24 protein-coding genes are annotated in these 22,939 nt (G+C 69.8%); 12 read left to right on the forward strand and 12 right to left on the reverse strand.

Annotated elements, in window-relative coordinates; translation table 11 throughout:
- Positions 1–98: 98 nt before the first annotated feature.
- The 3 genes from Q0833_RS00430 (at position 99) to Q0833_RS00440 (ending at position 2,172) form a co-directional block, all read left to right on the forward strand.
- Positions 99–437, forward strand: coding sequence for a P-II family nitrogen regulator (locus Q0833_RS00430; protein ID WP_298428989.1), 339 nt, complete (start codon positions 99–101; stop codon positions 435–437).
- Positions 438–462: 25 nt separating this feature from the next.
- Positions 463–1,809, forward strand: a complete 1,347-nt coding sequence (amt, locus tag Q0833_RS00435) for an ammonium transporter (protein ID WP_298428992.1) — start codon at positions 463–465, stop codon at positions 1,807–1,809.
- A 114-nt stretch (positions 1,810–1,923) separates the two neighbouring features.
- Positions 1,924–2,172 carry a hypothetical protein gene (locus tag Q0833_RS00440; RefSeq protein WP_298428994.1) on the forward strand — a complete coding sequence of 83 codons (249 nt, stop codon included), beginning with the start codon at positions 1,924–1,926 and terminating at the stop codon, positions 2,170–2,172.
- Between the two features lie 49 nt (positions 2,173–2,221).
- Here Q0833_RS00440 and trxA read toward each other — a convergent pair whose 3' ends face one another.
- The 8 genes from trxA to regB form a co-directional block, all read right to left on the reverse strand.
- Complete coding sequence (gene trxA / locus Q0833_RS00445; protein WP_298428997.1) at positions 2,222–2,542, reverse strand: thioredoxin; 321 nt, start codon at positions 2,540–2,542, stop codon at positions 2,222–2,224.
- A gap of 45 nt (positions 2,543–2,587) precedes the next feature.
- Complete coding sequence (gene addA, locus Q0833_RS00450) at positions 2,588–5,950, reverse strand: double-strand break repair helicase AddA (RefSeq protein WP_298429000.1); 3,363 nt, start codon at positions 5,948–5,950, stop codon at positions 2,588–2,590.
- A complete protein-coding gene (locus Q0833_RS00455; RefSeq protein WP_298429003.1) occupies positions 5,947–8,886 on the reverse strand; it encodes a PD-(D/E)XK nuclease family protein in 2,940 nt (979 codons plus the stop codon). Before Q0833_RS00455 ends, addA begins: the two co-directional genes overlap by 4 nt.
- Positions 8,883–9,551, reverse strand: coding sequence for a nucleotidyltransferase family protein (locus tag Q0833_RS00460; protein WP_298429006.1), 669 nt, complete (start codon positions 9,549–9,551; stop codon positions 8,883–8,885). The genes Q0833_RS00455 and Q0833_RS00460 overlap by 4 nt, the downstream gene beginning before the upstream one ends.
- Positions 9,548–10,558, reverse strand: a complete 1,011-nt coding sequence (locus tag Q0833_RS00465; protein ID WP_298429008.1) for a phosphotransferase — start codon at positions 10,556–10,558, stop codon at positions 9,548–9,550. Before Q0833_RS00465 ends, Q0833_RS00460 begins: the two co-directional genes overlap by 4 nt.
- The gene (gene tsaE / locus Q0833_RS00470; RefSeq protein WP_298429011.1) at positions 10,555–11,034 is read right to left on the reverse strand and encodes a tRNA (adenosine(37)-N6)-threonylcarbamoyltransferase complex ATPase subunit type 1 TsaE; all 480 of its coding nucleotides are present in this window, start codon (positions 11,032–11,034) and stop codon (positions 10,555–10,557) included. Before tsaE ends, Q0833_RS00465 begins: the two co-directional genes overlap by 4 nt.
- Before the next feature lie 53 nt (positions 11,035–11,087).
- Positions 11,088–12,668 carry a PAS-domain containing protein gene (locus Q0833_RS00475; RefSeq protein ID WP_298429014.1) on the reverse strand — a complete coding sequence of 527 codons (1,581 nt, stop codon included), beginning with the start codon at positions 12,666–12,668 and terminating at the stop codon, positions 11,088–11,090.
- 90 nt (positions 12,669–12,758) lie between these two features.
- Entirely contained in the window at positions 12,759–14,123 is a 1,365-nt protein-coding gene (regB, locus tag Q0833_RS00480) for a sensor histidine kinase RegB (RefSeq protein WP_298429017.1), read from the reverse strand.
- Positions 14,124–14,199: 76 nt separating this feature from the next.
- On the opposite strand from regB, the gene Q0833_RS00485 reads away from it, so the two are divergent.
- Both Q0833_RS00485 and Q0833_RS00490 read left to right on the forward strand, forming a co-directional pair.
- Positions 14,200–14,751 carry an ActR/PrrA/RegA family redox response regulator transcription factor gene (locus tag Q0833_RS00485; protein WP_298429020.1) on the forward strand — a complete coding sequence of 184 codons (552 nt, stop codon included), beginning with the start codon at positions 14,200–14,202 and terminating at the stop codon, positions 14,749–14,751.
- Positions 14,748–15,080, forward strand: a complete 333-nt coding sequence (locus tag Q0833_RS00490) for a hypothetical protein (RefSeq protein WP_298429023.1) — start codon at positions 14,748–14,750, stop codon at positions 15,078–15,080. Before Q0833_RS00485 ends, Q0833_RS00490 begins: the two co-directional genes overlap by 4 nt.
- Here the strand turns inward: Q0833_RS00490 and Q0833_RS00495 are convergent.
- Positions 15,077–15,475 carry a DUF2177 family protein gene (locus tag Q0833_RS00495; protein WP_298429025.1) on the reverse strand — a complete coding sequence of 133 codons (399 nt, stop codon included), beginning with the start codon at positions 15,473–15,475 and terminating at the stop codon, positions 15,077–15,079. The two genes, Q0833_RS00490 and Q0833_RS00495, sit on opposite strands and share 4 nt — an antisense overlap.
- 60 nt (positions 15,476–15,535) lie before the next feature.
- Complete coding sequence (locus Q0833_RS00500; protein WP_298429028.1) at positions 15,536–16,408, reverse strand: LysR family transcriptional regulator; 873 nt, start codon at positions 16,406–16,408, stop codon at positions 15,536–15,538.
- Between the two features lie 105 nt (positions 16,409–16,513).
- On the opposite strand from Q0833_RS00500, the gene Q0833_RS00505 reads away from it, so the two are divergent.
- Complete coding sequence (locus Q0833_RS00505) at positions 16,514–16,666, forward strand: hypothetical protein (protein WP_298429031.1); 153 nt, start codon at positions 16,514–16,516, stop codon at positions 16,664–16,666.
- Between the two features lie 16 nt (positions 16,667–16,682).
- On the opposite strand, the gene Q0833_RS00510 is transcribed toward Q0833_RS00505, so the two are convergent.
- Both Q0833_RS00510 and Q0833_RS00515 read right to left on the reverse strand, forming a co-directional pair.
- Positions 16,683–17,138: a GNAT family N-acetyltransferase gene (locus Q0833_RS00510; RefSeq protein WP_298429034.1), complete on the reverse strand. Its 456-nt coding sequence runs from the start codon at positions 17,136–17,138 to the stop codon at positions 16,683–16,685.
- Positions 17,135–17,737 (reverse strand): HD family hydrolase, encoded by a 603-nt coding sequence (locus Q0833_RS00515; RefSeq protein ID WP_298429037.1) that lies wholly within the window; start codon positions 17,735–17,737, stop codon positions 17,135–17,137. Before Q0833_RS00515 ends, Q0833_RS00510 begins: the two co-directional genes overlap by 4 nt.
- Positions 17,738–17,847: 110 nt before the next feature.
- On the opposite strand from Q0833_RS00515, the gene Q0833_RS00520 reads away from it, so the two are divergent.
- From Q0833_RS00520 to Q0833_RS00545, 6 genes are all read left to right on the forward strand, one after another.
- Positions 17,848–18,153 (forward strand): hypothetical protein, encoded by a 306-nt coding sequence (locus Q0833_RS00520; RefSeq protein WP_298429040.1) that lies wholly within the window; start codon positions 17,848–17,850, stop codon positions 18,151–18,153.
- A gap of 80 nt (positions 18,154–18,233) precedes the next feature.
- On the forward strand, positions 18,234–19,619 hold the full coding sequence (gene ahcY, locus Q0833_RS00525) for an adenosylhomocysteinase (protein WP_298429043.1): 1,386 nt from the start codon (positions 18,234–18,236) through the stop codon (positions 19,617–19,619).
- A gap of 194 nt (positions 19,620–19,813) precedes the next feature.
- On the forward strand, positions 19,814–20,266 hold the full coding sequence (locus Q0833_RS00530; protein ID WP_298429046.1) for a PRC-barrel domain-containing protein: 453 nt from the start codon (positions 19,814–19,816) through the stop codon (positions 20,264–20,266).
- A gap of 150 nt (positions 20,267–20,416) precedes the next feature.
- Complete coding sequence (locus Q0833_RS00535; RefSeq protein ID WP_298429051.1) at positions 20,417–21,652, forward strand: PRC-barrel domain-containing protein; 1,236 nt, start codon at positions 20,417–20,419, stop codon at positions 21,650–21,652.
- An 82-nt stretch (positions 21,653–21,734) separates the two neighbouring features.
- A complete protein-coding gene (locus Q0833_RS00540) occupies positions 21,735–22,442 on the forward strand; it encodes an extensin family protein (protein ID WP_298429054.1) in 708 nt (235 codons plus the stop codon).
- A gap of 88 nt (positions 22,443–22,530) precedes the next feature.
- Positions 22,531–22,869 (forward strand): DUF2853 family protein, encoded by a 339-nt coding sequence (locus Q0833_RS00545; protein ID WP_298429057.1) that lies wholly within the window; start codon positions 22,531–22,533, stop codon positions 22,867–22,869.
- Positions 22,870–22,939: the final 70 nt, after the last annotated feature.

Below are 22,939 nucleotides of genomic sequence, written 5' to 3' on the forward strand. Positions count from 1 at the left end.
GATCCGCCGTGGGCGACTCGTTGCGATTTCAGCCCTCTCGCCTCTGATCTGCCCCCATCCGGGCCCCGACGCACGGGCCATGAGAGAAGGGGAAGCATGTGAAACTCATCATCGCAGCGATCAAGCCGTTCAAGCTCGAGGAGGTGCGCGAGGCGCTCACCACTCTGGGCGTGCGCGGCATGATGGTCACCGAGATCAAGGGGTTCGGGAGCCAGTCCGGCCATACCGAGATCTATCGCGGCGCCGAATACGCCGTGAACTTCGTGCCGAAGGTCAAGCTCGAGATCGTCGTGCCCGAGACGATGGCCGACCAGGTGGTCGAGACGATCGCCAGCACCGCCAAGACCGACAAGATCGGCGACGGCAAGATTTTCGTCCTCGACGTGCAGCAGGCGGTCCGCGTCCGGACCGGCGAGCTGAACGACGACGCCATCTGAACGACCGCCAAGGGGAAAAACGGACATGCAATTGAACAAGACACTCACCCTCGGCCTGGCACTCGCCATGGTGCCGCTCGTGGGCTTCGCCCAAGAGACGGTCGTCGTGGTCGAAGACGCCGAGGCCGCCGCGCCGACCTTCGACGAAATCGGCCCCTACCTGATGACGACGCTGCTGTTCCTGATCGGCGGCTTCCTCGTGTTCTGGATGGCGGCCGGGTTCGCCATGCTGGAGGCCGGCCTCGTCCGGTCGAAGAACGTCACGACGCAGCTGACGAAGAACATCGCGCTCTTCTCGATCGCGGGCATCATGTACTGGCTGATCGGCTATGGCATCATGTATCCCGGCGACTTCAACGGCTACTTCGCGCTACAGGGCTGGTTCACCGAGCTTGAGCCGGTCGGTCTTGCGGCGGCGGATGCCGATCTGGGTTACGCCTCGGTCGCGTCGGACTTCTTCTTCCAGCTGATGTTCTGCGCCACCACCGCGTCGATCGTCTCGGGCACGCTGGCCGAGCGCATCAAGCTCTGGCCGTTCCTGATCTTCGTCGTCGTGCTGACGGGCTTCATCTACCCGATCGAAGCGTCCTGGCAGTGGGGCGGCGGCTGGCTGAGCGAGATGGGCTTCAGCGACTTCGCCGGCTCGACCCTCGTCCATGCCGCCGGTGGCTTCGCCGCACTGGCCGGTGCCATCGTGCTCGGCCCGCGCCTGGGCAAGTATGCCAAGGACGGCCGCGTCATCCCGATGCCCGGCTCGAACCTGGCCCTTGCGACGCTGGGTACGTTCATCCTGTGGCTCGGCTGGTTCGGCTTCAACGGCGGCTCGCAGCTTGCGGCCGGCACCGTGGGCGACATCACCGACGTGGGCCGGATCTTCGCCAACACCAACATGGCCGCCTCGGCCGGTGCGGTGGCCGCGCTGATCCTGACGCAGGTGATGTACAAGAAGGTCGACCTGACAATGGTGCTGAACGGCGCGCTGGCCGGCCTCGTGTCGATCACGGCCGGGCCGCTCGACCCGTCGCTCTTCGGGGCCCTCTGGATCGGTGCGATCGGCGGCGTGATCGTGGTCTTCGCGGTCCCGATGCTGGACAAGATGAAGATCGACGACGTCGTCGGCGCCATTCCGGTCCACCTGCTGGCCGGTCTCTGGGGCACGCTCGCGGTTCCGTTCTACACCGACGGCACCAGCTTCGTGACGCAGTTCATCGGCTTCGCGTCGATCGGCATCTTCGTCTTCGTGGTCTCGATCGTCGTCTGGTTCATCCTGAAGGCGACCATGGGCATCCGCGTCAGCGAGGAAGCCGAGATCGCCGGGCTCGACACGACCGAGCTGGGGATGGAGGCCTATCCGGAATTCGCCCGCGGCTGACGCCCCGCGCGACCCGACATGAGGGAAGGGCCCGGTCGCAAGACCGGGCCTTTTCTGCGTGGGCGAGGAGCTCAGAGCAGGATCGCGGCGGCGCCCAGCATCATGAGGAGGGCCGTGCCGTCCGCCGCAACGGAGCGGCCCGCCGTTGAACCCGCGAACGTGCGGTCGGCGTTCGAGTCGGCATGGTCGGAGGTATTGGGCGAGCTGGCGCGCGGAACGGATCGCGCGCCCGAGGATTTCGCACCGCCGCTGGCGCTGGCGACGGGGGCAATCGCGGCGGCGTTGGACTCCCGCGCGGCGCGGGCGATCTTGCTGCACGGGACGTGGGACGCACTCGACGCAATGCTGCCGCCTGCGCTCTGATCAATAATCGGGTGCCCGACGCGGCCCAGGCCGCACCGGGCGTCCGGTCTCAGACGGCGCTTTCGATCCAGTCCTTCAGCGCGGCCTTGGGGGCGGCGCCGATCTTCTGATCCACGGGCTGGCCATCCTTGAAGAGAAACAGCGCCGGAATACCGCGCACGCCCATGGCGGCGGGCGACTGGGGGTTCTCGTCCACGTTGACCTTCACGATCTTGACCCGACCGTCATACTCGGCCGAAAGCTCCTCGAGCGCGGGGCCGATCTGCTTGCAGGGGCCGCACCATTCGGCCCAGAAATCGACGACGACGGGGATGTCGGACTGCTTCACGACCTGATCGAAATCGGCGTCGGTGGCGGGAACGGTGGCCATGCGGGCTCTCCTGGCGGTTGGATGGGTCACGTGCGGAGGGCGAAGCTAGGCACCCCCCGCGGCCGGGTCAATGGCGTCCCATCCGGCCTTCACCAGATCGTGCGGCAGCGGCATGAGCGTCGGCGTGGCGGTCCAGAGGATCGCGCAGGCCACGGTGCGCCCCGGCCAGATCGCCTGCGCCGCATGCGCATAGGCCCCCATCTGCGCCAGAAGGCCCATGGGCGTGTCGTTCGGTGTGTCGGGCACCGCGCGGTTCGATTTGAAGTCCACGATCGTGATGCGGTCGGGCGCGACGAGGACGCGGTCCATCGTGCCGAACATCGCCGGACGCGGCCCATCGGCGGGCAGCGCGAAGGGCAGCTCCGCCAGCGTGTCCGGCGCGAAGAGATGGGCTAGATCGGGCGCGGCGAGCACGCCCGACGCCTCTCGCGCGATGTCGTCCGCATCGTCCTCGGGGCGCAGTTCGGCGTATTGGGCGAGGATGGCGGGGATGGCTGCGGGTCGCGCGGCCGGAGCGAGGCGCGGCAGATGTTCGAGCAGCGCATGGATCGCCGTCCCCCGCCGGAGGGCCGCGTCGGTATCGCCGGGATCGCCGTCCCCCGGCAGCGTCTTGGCGCCCGGCAGGTCCGAGGGCGTCAGCCGCCCGGCCGGGCGCGGCGCGGGATCGGGCAGCGCCTCGAGCCAGGGCGGGGCATCGGGGGCGGCGGTCGCTGCCGGTGCGGTATGGGGGAGCGGCGTCCAGTCGCCGGCCTCGATCCTCAGACCCGTCTCCTCGAATTCGGGCAGGGCGAGCGGCGCCGCCCCCCGCGTCTCCAGCCCGGCCCGGACGCGCGCATGCCAGCTGTCCTCGGGCGCATCGCCGATCTTGCCCGCCGCCGCCACGATGAGCCAGCTCTCGGCCCGCGTCAGCGCCACGTAGAGGAGGCGGTCGCGTTCCTCGGCATCGGCGGTCTGACGCGCCTCGGCCATCGCGGTTTGCGGGGCGGCGCGGTTCGCCTTGGCGGGCAGCCAGGTGACCGTCCCGTCGTCGAGCCGCATAAGACCCGATGGCGCCGTCGCCCGCCGCACCTGCGTTTCGGGCAGGATGACGACTGGCGCCTCCAGCCCCTTGGCGCCGTGCACCGACATGACCCGGATCGACCCGCCGCCGGGCTGCCGCTTGACGTCCACATCCGTCGTCTCGAACCAGCCGAGGAAGCCCGTGAGGCTCGGGACCTGCAACTGTTCATAGGCCAGCGCCTGGCCGAGCAGCGCGTCGATCGCCTCGGCCCGCTCCGGCCCCAACCGCGCGAGGATCAGGCGGCGGCCGTCATGCCGGACGAGGACGCGCTGCAGAAGCTCGTAGGGCCGGAGCGTGTCGGCACCACGCAGGAGATCCGTCAGCATCGCCGTGACGCGCGGGTGCGCACCACCCTCGCGCAGCGCCTGCCAGAGCGTGCCGTCCCGCGGCTGGGCCAGATCGTAGAGCGCCGCCTCGTCCAGCCCGCCCAGCGGGGAACGCAGGATCGTCGCCAGCGACAGGTCGTCATCGGGCGTGGCGACCCAGGTCAACACGGCGATCAGGTCGCGCACCGCCAGATCGTCCGCCAGCGACAGCCGGTCCGCCCCGCCGAGGTCAAGATTGCGCGCCTTGCACTCGCGAATGACGTGGTGGAACAGCGACTTGCGCCGTTGCAGCAGGATCAGGATATCGCCTTCGCGCACGGAGCGGCGGCCATCGCGGGTGGTGATCGGCGTGCCGTCGTCGATCATCCGGCGGATGGCATCGGCGATCCGGCGGGCCAGCACGACCTCGGCATCATCGGCGGCGGGCCGGTCGACGGGATCGAACCAGTGGCGGTCGGGATCGTCCTCCTCCGGTGGTTGCTCGATCGCGGGCCAGAGATCGATGCGACCGGGCTTGGCGGGATCGTGGGCGATATGCTCGGGACGCTCGCCGAGACCGCTGTCGCCGGCGAACACCGCATCCACGAAATCGAGGATGGCGGGTGCGGAGCGGAAGGAATGGCGCAGCGCGTGATCGGCCAGCGGCGGATCGGTCAGGCGCGCGCCGAAGAGGTCGCGCATCCGGTCGAACGCGTTCGGGTCGGCGCCCTGGAAGCGGTAGATCGATTGCTTCCGGTCGCCGACAACGAAGAGCGTCCGCGACACGTCGGGCCGCGCCCCGGCGCCGGCGGCGAACTCCGAGGCGAGCGCCGCGATCACGTCCCATTGCCGCGGCGAAGTGTCCTGTGCTTCGTCCACGAGGATATGATCGAGCCCGCCGTCGAGCTTGAAGAGGACCCATTGCGCCATGTCCGAGGTCGAAAGGAGCGCGCGGGCACGGGCGATCTGGTCGTCGAAATCGAGCCAGCCCCGCGCGGATTTGCGCGCCTCGACGCGCGCGATGAATTCGGGCGCGAAGGCGTGGAGAGCTTGCGATTGGGCCAGCGCCTCGAATGCGGAGATGCGGACAAGGGCGGCGGCCAGGCGGTGCGCGAGCGCCGAGAGATCCTCGCTGGCGGCCTCCCCGATTCGCGCCGCCACGGGTTTGGTGACCGGCGATTTGCGGGGTTGGCCCTCCTTGGTCAGAAGCGCGTCTGCCAGAAGGTCGAACCGGGTTGCGCCATCCGCCAGGAGCGCCTGCGACAGGGCCGTGTTCAGGCGAAGCATCGTGACGGCGGACTCCCCGGCCGTGGCCGCGCGGACGGCTTCGATCAGATCGACGTCTTCGGCCGTGATCGCGGCGTCGCGTATGGCATCCGGCGAGGTGTCGGCGATCCCGAGCGCGCGGCGCAGCGCCGCGTCATCAAGCCTGTCGGCCAGATCCTCCCGGTGGCCCATGACGGCGCGGAGGAAGGCCGACGGCTCCTCCGAGAGGCGGCGGGCGATCCCATCGACCAGCGGCATCGTCTTGGGGTCGGCGGCCATCTCGTCGAGCACATCGGCATGAAGGCGCGCGGCGGCGGTGTCGTCCATCTCGGCAAAGGCGGGCGTGACGCCGGCCTCGAGCGGGAAGCGCCGCAGAAGGGACGCGCAGAAGGCGTGGATCGTCTGGATCTTCAGGCCGCCCGGCGTCTCGATCGCGCGGGCAAACAGCGTGCGTGCGCGCCGGAGCTGGTCGCTCGAGACGGTGCCGCGCGCGGCGCCCAGGCGCGTGATCGCGGCCCGGAGCGCATCATCCGGAAGCATCGCCCATGTCCCCAGCGTGCCGAAGAGCCGGTTCTGCATCTCGCCCGCGGCGGCCTTGGTGTAGGTCAGGCAAAGGATGCGCTCGGGCGGTGTCCCGTCGAGCAGGAGCCACGCCACCCGGTCGGTCAGGACACGGGTCTTGCCCGAGCCGGCATTCGCCGCGAGCCAGATCGATCCCGCGGGATCTGCGGCTGCGATCTGCGCGCGCGTGGCGGCGTCGGGCGGGGCCGTCGTCATGGTCGACCCACGGGAATGACGGTGGCCGGAACCGTGTCGTCCCATTCGCCGAACCGCGAGAGGTGATCGTAATCGCCCGCATAGGTCATGAAATCGGGCGCGAGCCGGGCGATGTAGGGCTGCCCCTCGGCATAGCGCAGCAGCAGATCTGCCAGCTCGTGATAGGTGGCCTCCAGCAGATCGTCCTCTGTCGAAACGGGCTGCGCCTTATAGACGGACCCGATGCTCAGGTAAGCGACCTCGTCCACCCGGCGCTGGGTCAGGTCGGGGAAGGCGCCCCGCTGGACCATCATCGCCTCGAGCAGGAGTTGCTTGGCGAAGACCTTCTGCTGCTTTTCGCTGGGCGCGGGGCCGGTCTTGTAGTCGTAGATCGCCACGGCGTCGCCACGCAGATCCATGCGGTCCGCGCGGGCGGTCAGGGTGAAAGGCGGCTCGGTCAGGACGAGCCTTCCCTGTTCCTCGAGGGCGGTCGGGCGGCCCTCGATGCGCCGCGCCGCCTCGGCCGCAAGGAGATCGGGCAGGACGCGCGCGAACTTGCCCAGCCAGAGCCGCCGCGCGCCGGGCCAGGGGGCCGCCTCCTCGAGGCTCGTGGTCAGCATCCCGTGCAACCGCGCGTCGGCCTCGGGTGGCAGGGCGTCGGGATAGGCGCGCGAGAAAGCTTCCATGGCATCATGCACCGCCCGCCCTCGGACACGGGCATCGGGCCCCAGCCGCAGCGGATCGAGCGGCCTCAGGCGCAGGACGCGCCGGGCGTAGATCGCGTAAGGGTCGCGGATCAGGGTTTCGATCGCGGTCACACCCAGTTCGGTGGGGCGAACCCGGATAGGGGGTTTCGGGGCCGGGCGCGGGGCGGGGGCGGCGGCGTGACGGTGATCCGGTGTTTCGAGACCTGCGGCCTGCGCCAGCCAATCTGTGCCCCGTCGACGCATCGCCTCGAGCGCGGTCCCGGCCTCGGGGCCGATCCCCGCCAAGAGCCCCGTCAGGCGATTGAGCCAGCGCGACGGGACCGTATCGGTCTCGGCATCCCGCACCGCGCGGCTGAGCCAGATCTCGGGCCCGGCGGCGGCCTGCTGGAAGTCATGCGCCGAGAGCCCGACCGTCCGCTCCGGCAGCCGCAGCCCCGCCTGCCGCCGCATCGCCCGGTTGAGCCACGGATCGACGCCGGGGCTGTCGGGCCAGGTGCCGTCGTTCAACCCCCCGAGGATCACGAGCTCCGCCGTTCGTACGCGCGCCTCGAGCGCGCCCCAGATCATAACGTCGGGTCGGGGCGCGTAGCTTTCGCGCACCTCCTCGGCGGCCAGAAGCGTCCCGAGGATGCGAGCGTGGTCCGCCGCCGGGACCGGCGCCGGTCCGCGTTCGGGTGCCGCCTCGGCAAGGGTGTCGACGACGCGCCGGGCCAGACGCCCCGCCGTGCCGTCCCAGATCGCGCCGCCGGGCGCGCCGCCGGGCCCTGCCCCGACCCGCTCCACGAGGGCACGGTGCCGGCGCGCGTGATCCGATAGGTCCCCGCCGCCCATCGGCGCGGCCAGATCGTCCAGAAGACCGCCGAGCCAGGCCCTCCACGCCTCCGGCGCACCGCTCCAGGCCGCAAGGGCGGCGGCGTCGGGAAACGCGGTCTGGTCGCGGCGAAGAAGCTCGAGCTCCAGCCGCCGCGCGTGGGCAAGATGTTCGAGACGATCCGAGCCCGTGGCCGTCAACGGGTGCTTGAGCAGGATCGCGAGGTCCTCGGCTTCGACGGGGCGGCCCCGCATCTCGGCCACATGCAGCAGCAGGCGGCCCGGCGCGGATTGGTTCAGCGGACGCCCGGCGGAATCGTCTGCTTCGATGCCCCAGCGGTCCAGTTGGGCCGCCACCTGCCGCGACAGCACCCGGTCCGGCGTGATCAGCGCCGCGCGCCGCCCCTCGGCCACGGCGCCGCGCAGGCCAAGCGCGATCGCTGCGGCCTCAGCGGCGGGGGAGGGCGCCTCGAGAAGCGTGATGCCCGCGCAGGCCTCCGCGAGACCGGCAAGCTCTGGACCTTCCGTGCGCCAGGCGTCGGTGGCGGGCGCGGGTCGCAGCGCCAGCGACAGAAGGGCGTTGCGCGCGGGCGCGACGGGATCGGCATCGCCCCAGCGCGGCACGTCGCCGCGCGCGAGCCCAAGCTCGGCCAGAAGCGCCGCATGGCGATATTGCGGGTGGTCCTGTTCTCCCGGCGCCTCGGCGGTGAGCGCGGCCCAGGCCGGGTCGGGCATCGCCCCGTCGAGGCCGGGCAGGATCACGGCCCCCTGCGGCAGGTCCAGCACAGCACGGATCAGTCGCCGCGTCGGCGTGCGCGACGCGGTCGAGCCCGCGACGATGACCGGGTCGGCGGGCGGTTCCCCGCGCCAGTGATCGAGCAGCCGGTCCAAGGCGACGGCCTGCGCCCCCGCTTCGGTCAGGCTGCCGTCGCGGGTCTGCCAGTCGGCGACGATCCGCAGGAACTCGAGATTGCGCGCCCAGTGATCGGAGAGGTCGCCCGCGTCGATCGCCTCGAACGCGGCCGGGTCCATCCCCTCCTCCTGCATCTCGCCCAGCAGCGTGGCGAGGCTCGAGGCCAGGTCGAAGGCTGCAGCGGGCGGCGAGAGGTCGGGGCTCCGGCGCAGGGCCGCATCCACCAGCGTGGTTAGCCGAAGCCGCAGCGCGAGCCCGCCGATCTCGGGCTGCGGCGCGCGGCCCGGCGGCAGGAGCGGGGCGAGGTCCGAGACCAGACCGATCCGTGGCAGGAGAGTCGCACCGGTCTCGGCCAGCGCGGCTTCGATGCGGCGGGCCATGCGGCTCGTGTTGACGACGATCGTGACGCGGGCCAGCGCCTCGGGCGGCGCGTCCCCCAGCCGCTGCCGCAGTCCCGCGACGACCATCCGGCTGAAATCCACGCCCGGCGGCTCGTGATGCAGGCCCGAGATCGGCGTCCGGTTCATATTGCGGCCGCCAGCATCGCTTCGGCCTCTGCGATCCCGGCAGGCGAGCCGACATCGGCCCAGCCTCCGGGATGCTCGACCCCGAAGAGACGCCCCGCCTCGAGCATCGGCTGCCACAGGCTCCAGAGCGAGAAGACGGTGTCGGGCACCGCGTCCAGCCCGCCCGTCTTCACGATGCCCGCGCCTGTATAGCCAAAAGGCCGCGCGTCCCGCGTGACGCGCCCGTCCGCCTCCAGACCGAAATCGGCGCCGATCCGGCCCGCCGCGCGGTCAGGCGGCACCAGTAGGAGGAGCCCGTCCATCCGCTCGGGCGCCCAGGCCGCGCGAAGGGTGGCGATGGCCGTGGGTCCGGTCCAGGCGGCATCGGCGTTCATCGTCAGGACCGGGCCGTCCCCGAGAACCGGTCGCGCGTTCCTGAGCCCGCCCCCGGTTTCCAGAAGCGGGTCCTCGCGGAGGAGCGTCAGGTCGCGCCCGGCGAGATGCGCGGCGAGGCGGTCGGCGAAGTGATGCGCGTTCACCGCGACGGGGGCGGCGCCGACGACCTGCTCCAGCGCGTGATCGATCAGCGGTCGGCCCGCCACCTCGACCATGGCCTTCGGGCGGTCGTTCGTCAGCGGGCGCATCCGTGTGCCGAGGCCCGCGGCAAAGACCATCGCGGCGATCATGAGGGGACCCGGTCCCGTCCGGCATAGGTCCCGGCCTTTGCGCGCAGGGCGTCGAGCCGCGCGGGATCGGGCGCGGGCAAATGCACCGCCACGCGCTGCAGGCGGGCCAGGGCCGGGTGCTCGAGATCGCGCACGAGCACGGCCCAGGTCGGCATGATGAAGTCGAGATAGCGCAGCTTGCCGTCGCGCAGGCAGAGCCGCGCGAAGACGCCGAGGATGCGCAGCGCGCGCTGGGCCGAACAGGTCGCGAGCGCGGCCGAGAGATCGCCCGCACCCGTCGCCTCGGCATAGGCCACGATCCCGGCGGCGCGGGCGGCCCCCGAGACCGGTCGCCGGGGATCGTGGACCAGCGATGCGAGGTCATAGGCCGCCGGGCCGCGCATGGCATCCTGGAAGTCGAGCATCCCGATCCGCGCGACCCCGGTTCGCTCGGGCAGCCAGAGCAGGTTTTCGGCGTGATAGTCGCGATGCACCAGGACGGGCTGGCCGCTCAGTGCGTCGAGCGCATCCGCCATCGCGTCGACAAGATCGGCACGGTGGGCCGCCGCCTCGGGGGCGTACCAGTCGATCGCCAATGCCGCGAGTTCGGGCATCAGCGGCGCGTAGTCGGCGACTGTGTCGGGCGGCGGCGCGTCCTGCAGCGGGGCGAGGGCCGCGGCGGCGGCGGCGTAGAGGGCGGGCTCGTCTCCGGGATGCGCCGCGACATGCCGGGCCAGGAGGTCGTCGCCGAGATCTTCGAGGAGGAGGAAGCCGTCCGCCACGTCCTCGGCGCGGATCTCGGGGACCGACAGGCCGAGACCTCGCATGTGGCGGGCCATGGCGACGAAGGGGCGGACGTCCTCGCCCGCGTCGGGCGGGGCATCCATGGCCATGGCACGCGTGCCATCCGGCCGGGTCAGCCGGATGTAGCTGCGGCGTGAGGCATCGGCGGCGAGCGGCGCACGTTCGGCCATGCCCCAACCGGCCCGGTCGAGAAACGCATCGAGGCGCGCGTGCCGGTCGGTCATGCGGTCACCCTGTCCGGCAGGAGCCGGGCGAGGGTCCGCGCCGGTGCGCGCAGGGTCGCGATCCGGCCCTCGCCCTCCGTCGCGAGGGTCAGGCGGATCGCCTCGGGCGGCGTGGCCGGTCCCAGCCGGTCGGGCCATTCGATCAGGCAGATCGCGTCCTCGAAGGCGGCGTCGAGCCCGAGTTCGAGTACCTCTGACGGATCGGTCAGGCGGTAGAGGTCGGCGTGCCAGATCTCGACCTCGCCCGCGTCGTAGGTCTGGACCAGCGTGAATGTCGGCGAGGGCACGTCCTCGGGGGGCAGGCCCGCGCGGGCGCGCCGCGCCCCGATCAGCGCGCGGGCGAAGGCCGTCTTGCCCGCCCCGACCGGGCCTTCAAGCAGGAGGGTGTCCCCGGCCGCGAGCCGTGGCGCGACGGCGCTGGCCAGCGCGTCGGTCGCGGCGGCATCGGGCAACAGGATCGTGGTGTCGGTCGTCATCGCCTCCGGGTGTGCCGCCCGCGCCGCACGGGCGCAAGCGTCTCGGCTGCGGCTCAGGCCTGAACGGACCGCACCAGCGCCCCCGCATCCGGCAGGATCGAGATCCGGGGCGTTGATTCCACGAAGCCGAGCGACAGGCGGTCCCCCGAAAGCGGCGTGACCTTGATCGTCATCTCGGTCCCGTCCTTCTGGCGCAGGGTTTCGGCCCATGCGGCCCGTTCCGGCCCCGGCATGCGCGGCAGGGCGCGGATCTCGCCCCAGACGGGGCTCGGTGCGCAACGGCCCGACCAGCGGTCGATGCAGCCTTCGAGCGTCGGCGGCAGCAGCGCGGGTCCCCGCCCGCCACCCAGATCGGTTCGCGCCAGCGTGTTGGCGGCCAGACGGCTGCCATCGGAATCAAAGACCACGAGCGCCTCGTCGACGCTGTCGATCAGGTCGCTCAGCATGTCGCGGTCGAGACGGGCGCGTCGGCTCTCGCTGACATCGGCGGTCACGTCCTCGAGAAGGAGCGAGACCGCGCCATCGGCCTGCGGGCGACCGGTGACTCGGTAGGTGACGCCCGATGGCAGGGTCCAGGTTTCGGTATAGGTGCCACCGGCATCGGTGCGCGCCGGATCCGACAGCGCATCGCGCCAGGCCTTGTAGTCGCGCGGCTCGGGCAGGCGCTGATGGTCACGGAGCGCGTCGAACACCTCGTTGAGGCGGGGGCGACGCGACAGGAATGTGCCGTCGAGGCCCGTCATGTCCATCAGCGCGGGATTGAACAGCGCAAGTTGGCCCGCGCGGTCGAAGATCGCGATCCCGGTGGGAAGGTGGGCGAAGGTCTTGGTGAGCGTCTGGATAAACGTGCGCAGGCTGTCCTCGGCCTGGATCACCGCGTCGAGCGACAGCGCGTTTACGAGGCGCAAACCCTCCGCATCGGGGGCGCCGGTGGTCACCTCGAACCAGAGGTCGCGGCCCCGCCGGTCGACGACCTTGCGGCGCACTGTGCCCGGAGGCGCGCTGGCATCGTCGGGAAACAGCGCCGCGATGGGCCAGCCCCGCGCCGCGTCCGACCCGACGCAGCGATCCACCAGCGCGAGGTAGCTTGCGTTGGCCCATATCACGCGCCCGTCGGGATCGGTCGCCCAGCCGAGTGCCGGCGAGGCGTCGCTGGCGCGGGTCAGGAGCGCCGTCTCGGATTCGATGGCCTGCAGGGCGGCGACGTCGATCCGAACGGCGGCCTGGTCGCGATCGGCAGAGGAGACGGTGACGCGGATATCGTCTCCATCGCGCTGGCCCAGCACGATGATCCGGTCGCGCCCGAACCGCCCCTCGAGGCGGAACGGTCGCCCCGCATCGCGCAGCCCGTCGAACGCGGCCTGCGTGCCTTCGGCGATATCGGCCAGCGCGTCCGAAAGCTCGTCCCAGGCTTTCAGATGGTTGATCGGAGCGGGCAGCAGGAAGCCCACATTGTCGGAATGATCGAGAAGGTAGCCATGGCGAAAGCGGAACTGGCGCGGCTCCGACAGGATGTCTCCGGCATCGGAGCCGAGCGCGACCTTGGCGCGACCGACGGAACGCGGGGCCAGCCACAGAACGGCCCCCAATGCGCCGATCCCGGCGATCATGCCGCCCATGGCGGGCAGGAGCATTTGTAGGGCGACCGACATCGCATCACCTCTCGCAATCTGGCCGCGACGGTGAACGATTCTGGTTAAGGGCGGGTTAACATGACCTTTACGTCAACTTGCGAGCGGCGCGTTGTCGCCAAGGGGCGGGCCGACGGGGGCCTCGATGGCGTTGCGGGGCCAGGTCACCTCGGCCACGGCCCCGCCCCGGATGCGCGGACGGGCGCGTCCCGGCCTTGTGGCATTAGCGAAGGCGACCCGCGCGCCGGTCCGCTCCAGCAGGGTCTTCGAGATGAAGAGCCCCAGGCCCATGCCCTCGTAGCCGGGCCGGTTGCGGCTGCGCAGGAAGGGGTTTCCGAGGCGCGGCAGGACCTCGGGCATGAACCCCGCGCCGTCATCCGTGACGCGCACGGTCAGGATCTCGGGTGTCCAGAGCACATCGACCCAGACGGACGTTTCGGCGAAGTCCACGGCGTTCTGGATGAGGTTTCGCATCCCGTGGATGACCTCGGGTCGGCGCTGGATCTGGGGCTGTCGCTCGGACTGGCCGGACTCGGACTGGAGGTCGTATTCGACGTCGATGCCACGGTCGAGATGCGGGCCTGCCGCCTCCCGGAGGACCGCTTCGATGGGGGCCGCTTCGAGGTGCCGGTCGCTCTTGCCGGTGCGCCCCATCGACCGGAGAATGTCGCGGCAGCGATCGGCCTGGCTGCGGACAAGCGCCGCGTCGTCGCGCAGGTCGGGCCGGTCGGCCAACTCTTCGACCAGCTCCGAGGAGACCAGCTTGATGGTGGCCAGCGGCGTGTTCAGCTCATGGGCCGCCGCGGCCACGACGCCGCCCAGATCCTGCAGCTTCTGTTCGCGTGCCAGCGCCGTCTGCGTCGCGAGCAGCGCGCTGGCGAGCTGGCCCGTCTCGCGTGTCAGGCGGAAGGCAAAGCCCGACAGGAACAAGGTGCCGACGACGATCGCCACCCAGGAACCGGCGAGCTGCATCGGCGCCAGTCCGAGCACCGTTCCGTCCTGCAGCCGCAGCGGCAGATGGTAGCCGCCCAGAAGCGAGATGAACGCGATGGCCACCGCGCCCAGCGCCAGCGTCGACCGCAGCCCGAGCGCCGTGGCGGAGATGGTGACCGGCGCGATGAAGAGAAGCGCGAAGGGGTTGTGCAGCCCGCCCGTCACGAAGAGCAGCGCCGTCAACTGGACCTGGTCGAAGAGCAGAAACGCGAAGGCCTGCCGCTCGGTCAGTCGGCCGCTGGCGGGCGCGCGCATCGCGGCGACGATATTGGCCAGCGCCCCGGCGGCGATGGCGCCCGCGCAATAGTAGAGCGGCACGTCGAAACCGAGGCCCAGCACCGCCACGATCACCGTCACCGACTGTCCCAGAAGCGCGAACCATCGCAGGTTCACGAGCGTTTCGAGCCGCACCCCGTGGCGATGGGCTTCGGGCGGCAGAAGGCTGCGGGTGGGCTGTGTGGGCATGTCGCGTGGGGGTCCGGGATTTGACCAGTGCAGGATTGCACATATCTCAAGGAGACCCAGACCGCGAGGACCGAGGATGACCGCAACATTGCAGGAGATCGGACCGGACAGCTCCCTGCTGCTCGTCGATGATGACGAGCCGTTCCTGCGCAGGCTGGAACGGGCGATGGAGAAGCGCGGCTTCGACGTCTCCGCCGTCGGCAGCGTCGCCGAGGGCATCGCCAAGGCCCAGTCCGCGCCCAGCGCTTACGCGGTGATCGACCTGCGGCTGGAGGATGGCAACGGGCTCGACGTGGTCGAGCGCCTGCGTGAACGGCGGCCCGATTGCCGGATCGTCGTGCTGACGGGCTACGGGGCCATCGCGACGGCCGTGGCCGCGGTGAAGATCGGGGCGACCGACTACCTGTCGAAGCCCGCCGATGCCAACGACATCACCAACGCCCTCCTGAGCCGCGAGGGCGATCTGCCGCCGCCGCCCGAGAACCCGATGAGCGCCGATCGCGTACGCTGGGAGCATATCCAGCGGGTCTACGAGCTCTGCGATCGCAACGTCTCCGAGACGGCGCGGCGCTTGAACATGCATCGCCGGACGTTGCAGCGCATCCTCGCGAAGCGGTCGCCCAAATGATCCGGCCGCTGGCCGCGCTCCTGATCCTCTCGGGCTGTGTGGCTGCCCCCGCATCCCAGCCGGACGCCCCATCGCGATTCAGCCTCGTGCCCGCGCCGGGCGGGCTCGACGTGGCGGGGTCCGGCGGGCGCGAGATCGGCTTCGGGCGGGACCGCGACGGCGTGCTGCAGAGCGTCGCGCGGGTCGAGGGCCGCGCGCCCCGGCCCGTCGCATGCGGTGGCGGGCGCGATGCCTTCGCGGCGTCGGACGACCTGACCCTCGTGTTCGAGGGTCGCCGCTTCGTCGGCTGGTCGGGCGCCGCCGGTGCGGCAGGCCGAACCTGCGCTTAGGCGAAGCGCATCGCGACCCAGGTCCCGACGGCCAGCGACGTGCCGGTCAGCACCGCGCCCCAGGTCGTGTCGACGGCGACCATCGACCAATGCCAGTCTTTCATGACCGACATGCTGGTGAATTCGTAGGTGCCGTAGGCGAGCGCCCCGAGGATCGCGCCGTTGACCCAGGCCTGCCCGACCGATCCGTCGCGGAGCGCGGGCAGGGCGACCAGCCAGACGGCGCCCGCCACGTAGAAGAGGTAGAACACCGCCGCCGGCGCGAGATTGATCGGCGATTGCAGCAGATGGCCGATATGCCGCTCGAAGAGGGGCTTCATGACGTTGGTCAACATGATGGCGTCGACGACGAGAAAGAACACGACGGCGGAGCCGTAGAGCGCGGCGATCTGCATGGAGGTCCTCCGGGACGATGTGGTCCGGATCGATCTAGCGCGGCCGCTGCCCGCGTCCCGTCAGACCGCGCGGCGCAGCCAGCGCCGGAAGAGCCGCAGGTTGTCCGAGGTGGCACCGGGCCGCGTCACCACGTAATAGCCGATGCCGTCGAGATGCAGCGGCGCCACCTCCACCAGGCGTCCTTGATCGAGGTCGCGCTGGATCAGGGTCCGGCTCTGGAGGCCGATCCCGAGCCCCGCACGGAGCGCCGAGAGCACGAGGCCGTTCGTGGCGAAGGTCAGAAGCGCCAGCGCCTTGGGCTGGACGTCGAGCCCCTGCGCCAGATGCGGCAGGTCGGCGCGGTTGTCGGCGATCAGCCAGCGCTGGGACCGGAGGGTCTCGCGGTCGGCTCCCGCCAGCTGCGCGGCGTGCGCGGGGGCCGAGACGACGCAGAAATCGTCCCGCAGCAGCGGCTCCACCTCCAAACCCGGCCAGTCGCCGTCGCCGTAGCGGATTGCGAGGTCATGCCCGTCGCGGCGCAGGTCGGTTGGCGCGACGGAGGGCGCGATGGTGACGTTGATCTCCGGATGTTCGGCCCAGAAGGACGAGATGCGCGGCATCAGCCAATGCTCGGCGAAGGTGGGTGTCGTGGAAACTGACAGTGGTCGGGCTTCGTGCCGATCGGTCAGGTCACGGCACGTCGCCGAGAGCGTCGTGAACCCTTCGGTCAGCCCGTAGGCCAAGAGTGCGCCGTCCGCCGTCGGCTCCATCCCCTGACCCGCGCGGATCAGGAGGGGCATGGAAAAGAAGGTCTCGAGCGTGCGGACATGCCCGGCGATCGCGGCGTGCGTCACGTTCAGCTCGCGCGCGGCCGCCGACAGCGATCCGTTGCGCGCGGCGGCCTCGAAGGCGCGAAGCGCGGCGAGCGAGGGCATGTGCTTCCAGTCGATCATGGATGTCAGTCTGACTTACAACTGCGAAATGGTCCAGATTGGCGTGACGGGTGCTGCGCGCACATATGCCGCTGACACCAGAACCCCGTCCCCCGGAGCCGTCCCATGTTCACCTCCATCGCAGATTTTCTCCTTGGCGCCGCCCTGTCGCGCCGTCCCCGCATCGGTCACGGCACCATGCGCACCCCGTCGCGTCCGCGTGGCGAGTTCGCGCGCCACGACGATCTGGGCTGGATGGCCCGCGTCGGCACCTGGTGACCCGACGCGCCTCCGCTCAGCGGAGGCGGTACAGCTTGACGACCTTGCCCTCGGGCGCGCCCGCGATCCGCTCGAACCCCCGCGAGCGGTAGTAGGCGCGCCCGCTGTCGTTGTAGTCGGCGATGACGGCATGGATGGCGCGGATGCCCGCCTCGCGCGTGGCGGCGCGCGTCGCCTCGAAAAGCTTCGACCCGATCCCGAGACCCTGCCGTCCGGGCCGGGCGAACGTCGCGATGGACACGGCGTCGGCGGGCAGGTCGGGCCGATGCTCGACCCACTGGAAGCCGACGATCTCGCCCGCGTCCTCGGCGACATGCCAGGCCGCGGCATCCGCCAGCCACTCGCGCAGCTCGTCGCCGGTTACCGGGCCTTCGATCGCGGTCGTGCCGCCGATGCGGATGATCTCGTTCAGAAGATCGGCCATCGCGCCCCCGTCGAAGGGCCGCGCCGGGCGCACGTGCAGCCCGCTCACGGCGCGTCCATCGCGGCCAACAGCGCCGCGTGACGCTCCAGATATGCGGAGCGCGCCTCGGCCGGGGGGCGGAGCCGGACCGAGAGCCCGGCGATTAGTTCGGGGTCGGGGCGGCGGAAGAACCGGTCCGCCTCGGGCTCCGAAAAGCCCGCGACATGCACCGCTTCCAGCCAGGCCGACACGCGGTCGGCCCGCTTGATCCGGGATTTGAGTCGCGGCGCGGTCACGGCCGGCAGCCCGAAGCGCAGATGGATCGCGGCCTGCAGCCGCTCGTCCAGCGCGCCGTAGCCGGGGCCCACCGCCGCCTTCACCGGCGAGATCATGTCCCCGATCACGTATTCCGGCGCGTCGTGCAGAAGTGCGGTCATCCGTTCCCGCGGCGTGGCCGCGCCGGTCCGGCAGAGGATGTCGTCGACCAGCAGCGAATGCTCGGCCACCGAATAAGGCCAGTCGCCCCGCGTCTGTCCGTTCCAGCGTGCCACGAAGGCGAGGCCATGGGCGATGTCGGCGATCTCGATATCAACCGGAGTGGGGTCCAGCAGGTCCAGCCTGCGCCCCGACAGCATCCGCTGCCACGCCCTCGGTCGCCTCGTGTTCATGCCTGATGGCATAGCCGTGATCGGGCGCCATGCAACCATTTCGCCGCCGATCCGGTTTGATCCCCATGCGGATGACGTGCCGCCCCCCAGCTTGACGGGAGATCTCCCCGATGACGACGCGCCTTGCCCTGACCCTCATCGCCGCTCTCGTGCTGCCCTCGGCGGGCGTGGCCCAATCACACAATTGCGGCCCCCGCGAGCATGTCATCGACCAGCTGGCGATGACCTATGGCGAGCGCTACAGCGGCGGCGGCCTTCAGAACGACACGGCCGTCTTCGAGGTCTGGATCAGCGACGCCGACGGCACCTGGACGATCCTCATGACCCATCCCGACGGACAGTCCTGCATCATGGCGGCGGGGACCGACTGGCTCCCGGCGCTTCCGCGCCATCACGTCGCAGGCATTCCCTCCTGAGGTTGCGCGAACCGGCCGCGTTGCCGTGACGCCGCCACGGTGATACGCCCCGCCCGAAACTTGATATCGGGAGCCGGGACATGGCTGAAGACTACGTCGTCCGCGACATCGCGCTGGCCGAATACGGCCGCAAGGAACTGGACATCGCCGAGACCGAAATGCCCGGCCTGATGGCCTGCCGTGCGGAATACGGCGAGACGAAGCCTCTCAAGGGCGCGCGTATCGTCGGCTCGCTCCACATGACGATCCAGACGGCCGTCCTGATCGAGACGCTCATCGCGCTGGGCGCCGACGTGCGCTGGGCGTCCTGCAACATCTTTTCGACCCAGGACCATGCCGCCGCCGCGATCGCCGCGGGTGGCACGCCGGTCTTCGCGGTCAAGGGCCAGACCCTGACCGAGCATTGGGACTACCTCGACCGGTCCTTCATGTTCCCCGAGGGCGCGAACATGATCCTCGACGATGGCGGCGACGCGACGCTCTACGTCCTGCTGGGCGCCAAGGCCGAGGCGGGCGAGGACCTCGGCGTTCCGACTTCCGAGGAGGAAGAGGCCATCCACGCGCAGATCAAGAAGCGCATGGAGGCGAGCCCCGGCTGGTTCACCAAGACACGCGACGCGATCAAGGGCGTCTCGGAAGAGACGACGACCGGCGTGCATCGCCTTTACGACCTGCACAAGAAGGGCCTGCTGCCCTTCCCGGCGATCAACGTGAACGACTCGGTCACCAAGTCGAAGTTCGACAACAAGTACGGCTGCAAGGAATCGCTGGTCGACGGCATCCGTCGTGCCACCGACACCATGATGGCCGGCAAGGTCGCGGTCGTGATGGGCTATGGCGACGTAGGCAAGGGTTCGGCGGCCAGCTTGCGCGGCGCGGGCGCGCGCGTGAAGGTCACCGAGGTCGATCCGATCTGCGCGTTGCAGGCCGCGATGGACGGGTTCGAGGTGGTGCTTCTGGAGGACGTCGTGTCCTCGGCCGACATCTTCATCACCACCACCGGCAACAAGGACGTCATCCGCATCGAGCATATGCGCGAGATGAAGGACATGGCGATCGTCGGCAATATCGGCCACTTCGACAACGAGATCCAGGTCGCCAACCTGAAGAACCACAAGTGGACCAACATCAAGGAACAGGTGGACATGATCGAGATGCCCTCGGGCAGCCGGATCATCCTTCTGTCCGAAGGACGTCTTCTGAATCTCGGCAATGCGACCGGTCACCCCTCCTTCGTGATGTCGGCCAGCTTCACCAATCAGGTGCTGGCGCAGATCGAGCTCTGGACCAAGGGCGAGGAATACCAGCCGGGTGTCTACATCCTGCCCAAGCATCTGGACGAAAAGGTCGCCCGGCTGCATCTGGACCGGATCGGCGTGAAGCTGACGCCGATCTCGAAAGAGCAGGCCGACTATATCGGCGTGCCGCAGGACGGGCCCTACAAGCCCGAGCATTACCGCTACTGACGCAGGTCTATCGGCGGATCATGGCCGCGTTCCCGCCTGTCGGGGATGCGGCCTTTTTCTGCCGGGCGCACGGGCGCGAACGGGCGGATCGTCGCGCGATCCGGGGCCCCGTGCCGCAGGTCATCGGCCCCGCATTCGCCCGCCCCTAGCCTCGGACAGCCGGGATCGCTCCGGCCCAACACGAGGAGGATGACATGCATTTCCGTAGTTCCATCCGCGTCGCGGGGGCGGCGCTTCTGCTCGCCGGTCTGCCCGCGGGCGCGCAGGAGGTGGCCGACGGGGCTTACGGCGCCTTCGCCGACATCGCGGTTCGCGATATCGTGGGCCTGACGGTGGTCACCGGCACCGGTGAGAACATCGGCGAGGTCGAGCAGGTCCTGAAGGCCGGCGCCGACATGCAGGCCGTTCTCGGGATCGGCGGCTTTCTCGGGTTCGGCGAACACGACGTGGCCGTCCCGCTGACCGCATTGGCCCCGGCCGATGGTGTCGTCCTTTTGCAGGAGATGGATCTCGAAACGCTTGAGGCGATGCCCGCATTCGAGGCCACGCCCGAGGTCGAGGCGCTTCCGCTCGACGTGACGGTGGCCGGCGCGCCCGCGCCGCGGCCCGGTGCGGTCGAGCTGGAGACCACGGCGCCCGAAAACTAGGCGCGATCTGGCGTCCTTGGCCCCGCGTAAAGGTCAATACGCGCGGGGCAGCCCTATGGTTCCAATGATAATTATTGGGGTCTGATCGGGAACGGAATCGGGGGGGAGGCGGGTTGTAGGGACACTGCAAACGCCAACCGGGAGATTCCCATGAATACGCACAAGCTGCTTCTCAGCAGCGTGGCTGCCGCTGCGCTGTTCGCGACGCCGATCGTCGCCCAGACCGCCATTTACGACACCGAGGGCAACGCCGCCCTGAACGAAGACGGCACGGCCCTGATGGCCGATTCCGAAGGCATGATCACCGATGCGGAAGGTGTTCGCCTGCTGGATGCCGACGGTCAGCCGCGCATGGCCGAGACCGAAGGCTTCGTGATGGAAGGCACCACGTCGACCGTCGCCGGTGCGATGGGCGGCCAGATCGTCGTCGAGCAAGGTGATGCCGACGTCGAAGTGACCGTCGCCGACCCGGTCGTGACCGTCGACCAGGCTCAGCCCGAAGTCCTCGTCGAGCAGGCCCAGCCCGAGATCACCGTGACCGTGGCCGAGCCGACCGTGACGGTCGAGCAGCAGGCCCCGATCATCACGATCGAGCAGGCCCAGCCGGAAGTCGTCGTCGTGATCCCCGAGCCGACCATCACGGTCCGCATGCCCGAGCCCGACGTGAACGTCGCCACGGCGCAGCCCGAGATCTCGGTGCAGCAGCCCCAGCCGATCGTCCGTTTCGTGCGCCCCGAGCCGCGCATCACGATCCAGGAATCCGAGCCGAACGTGCAGGTCACGCAGGCCGAGCCCCAGATCAACGTGAACCGCGCCGAATCCGCCGCCGTCTCCGTCGCCCAGGCCGATGCCGAAGTGACGATCGAGTCGGAAGGCGAAGGCAACGTTCAGCTGACGCAGGCCGATCCGGTCGTGAACATCGAAGAAGCCGATGACGCGCAGATCCTCGTGGATCAGGCCGAAGCCAACGTCACGCTCGAAGAGCAGGGCGACGCCAACATCGTCGTCACGGATCAGGCCGCGATGGCCGAGACTGACACGATCCTGCTTGCTGACAGCGAAGCGGCTGCCGGCCTCTACGGTGCGTTCGCCGACTACCGCGTCTCGGACCTCGTGGGCATGAACGTGCTCGGCGAGACCGGCAACGACGTCGGTGAAGTCGACCGCCTGATCACCAACGGCACCGAGCTGATGGCCATCGTGGGTGTCGGCGGGTTCCTCGGCCTCGGCGAGCACGACGTCGCCATCCCGCTCGACCGTTTCGTGATCGGTGATGATGCGATCGTCCTGAACGCCTTGACCGAAGCCGAACTCGAGGCGATGCCCGAGTGGGACGAGACCGGCAATGTTCTGCCCCTCGGCATGACCGTCGGCGAAACCTACTAATTCGCTCCGACACTCTGACGACGAAGGCCCTGCGCATTGCGCGGGGCCTTTTCTTGTAGGCTTCCTCTTGCGACCAAAGGCCATGTCCGACCGGTTCCGCATACTCGCCCGCATCACGGCACGCCTCTCGATCCTGGTCCTACTGTGCTGGGGCGGCTGGTGGCTCCTGATGGACGCACGCAGTCCGCTGCCCGCTGGCTGGAACCCCCTGATCCCCCTCGACGTGACCGCCGCGACCGGACCGCTTACGGGATTGCAGCTTCGGCGGGCCCTGTCTTCGGACGACCGGTGCGACGCGGCGCTCCGCACGGGCGCGCGGTTCGAGCCGATGCCGCCCCTCGATGGCGGTGCGCAATGCGGCATTGATCCGCGTCTTGCCCTGACCGCGGTCGGATCGTCTGACATCGCGCCCGTCGAGACGACTTGCACCACCGCGCTGCGCCTCGCCATGTGGGAACGGCACGCCCTTCAACCCGCCGCCGCCGTGCATCTCGGACAGGCCGTCGCGCGCCTCCATCATCAGGGCAGCTATAATTGCCGCCCGATCCGTGGCGGCACGCGCATGAGCCTCCACGCCACCGCCGAGGCCATCGACATCCGGGCCGTGACGCTGGTCGATGGTCGCCGGCTGGAACTCGCGCAGGGCTGGACCGGGCCGGATGGCGCCTTCTGGCGGGCCGCGCGCGACGGCGCATGTCGCTGGTTCGCCACGACTCTCGGGCCCGACTACAATGCCGCCCATGCCGACCACTTCCACCTGCAGGCGCGGGGCTGGGGCCTCTGCCGTTGAAGTTTTCCTTTATTTTGCAGGGCAGGGTCGGCAAGACTTCGGCCGAGCGGGCCAGAGCGCCGCGCGCAGGACAGTGGAGAAGGACGTCATGAGCAAGCTGGACGAGAAGGTCGGCAAGTATATTCAGGTGGTCAAGGACAAGGGCATCGATCTGGACACGGATCTTCTGCGCAAGGTCACGCGCGGTTGCGGACCCTCGATCTACAACGCCGACAGCGAGACCATCGCGGCGAGCCAGGCTGGCGAGATGGCGACGTTGAAGAACAACTTCCTGATCAAGAAGCTCGGCCTCTCGGACGGCGCCAAGCTGGACGAGGCCATCGACAGCGTCATGGAGACCTATGGCCGCTCGGACACCAACAAGTATCGCGCGGTGATCTACTACATGCTGACCAAGCATTTCGGGAAGGAAAGCGTCTACAAGTAAGACGCGATCCGGGGCCCCTCGGGGTCCGAGACACGGGCGGTGCCCTGGCCGGGGCGCCGCCCGATTTTCG

Origin of the sequence: uncultured Jannaschia sp. (assembly GCF_947503795.1) — a bacterium.
GTDB lineage: Bacteria > Pseudomonadota > Alphaproteobacteria > Rhodobacterales > Rhodobacteraceae > Jannaschia.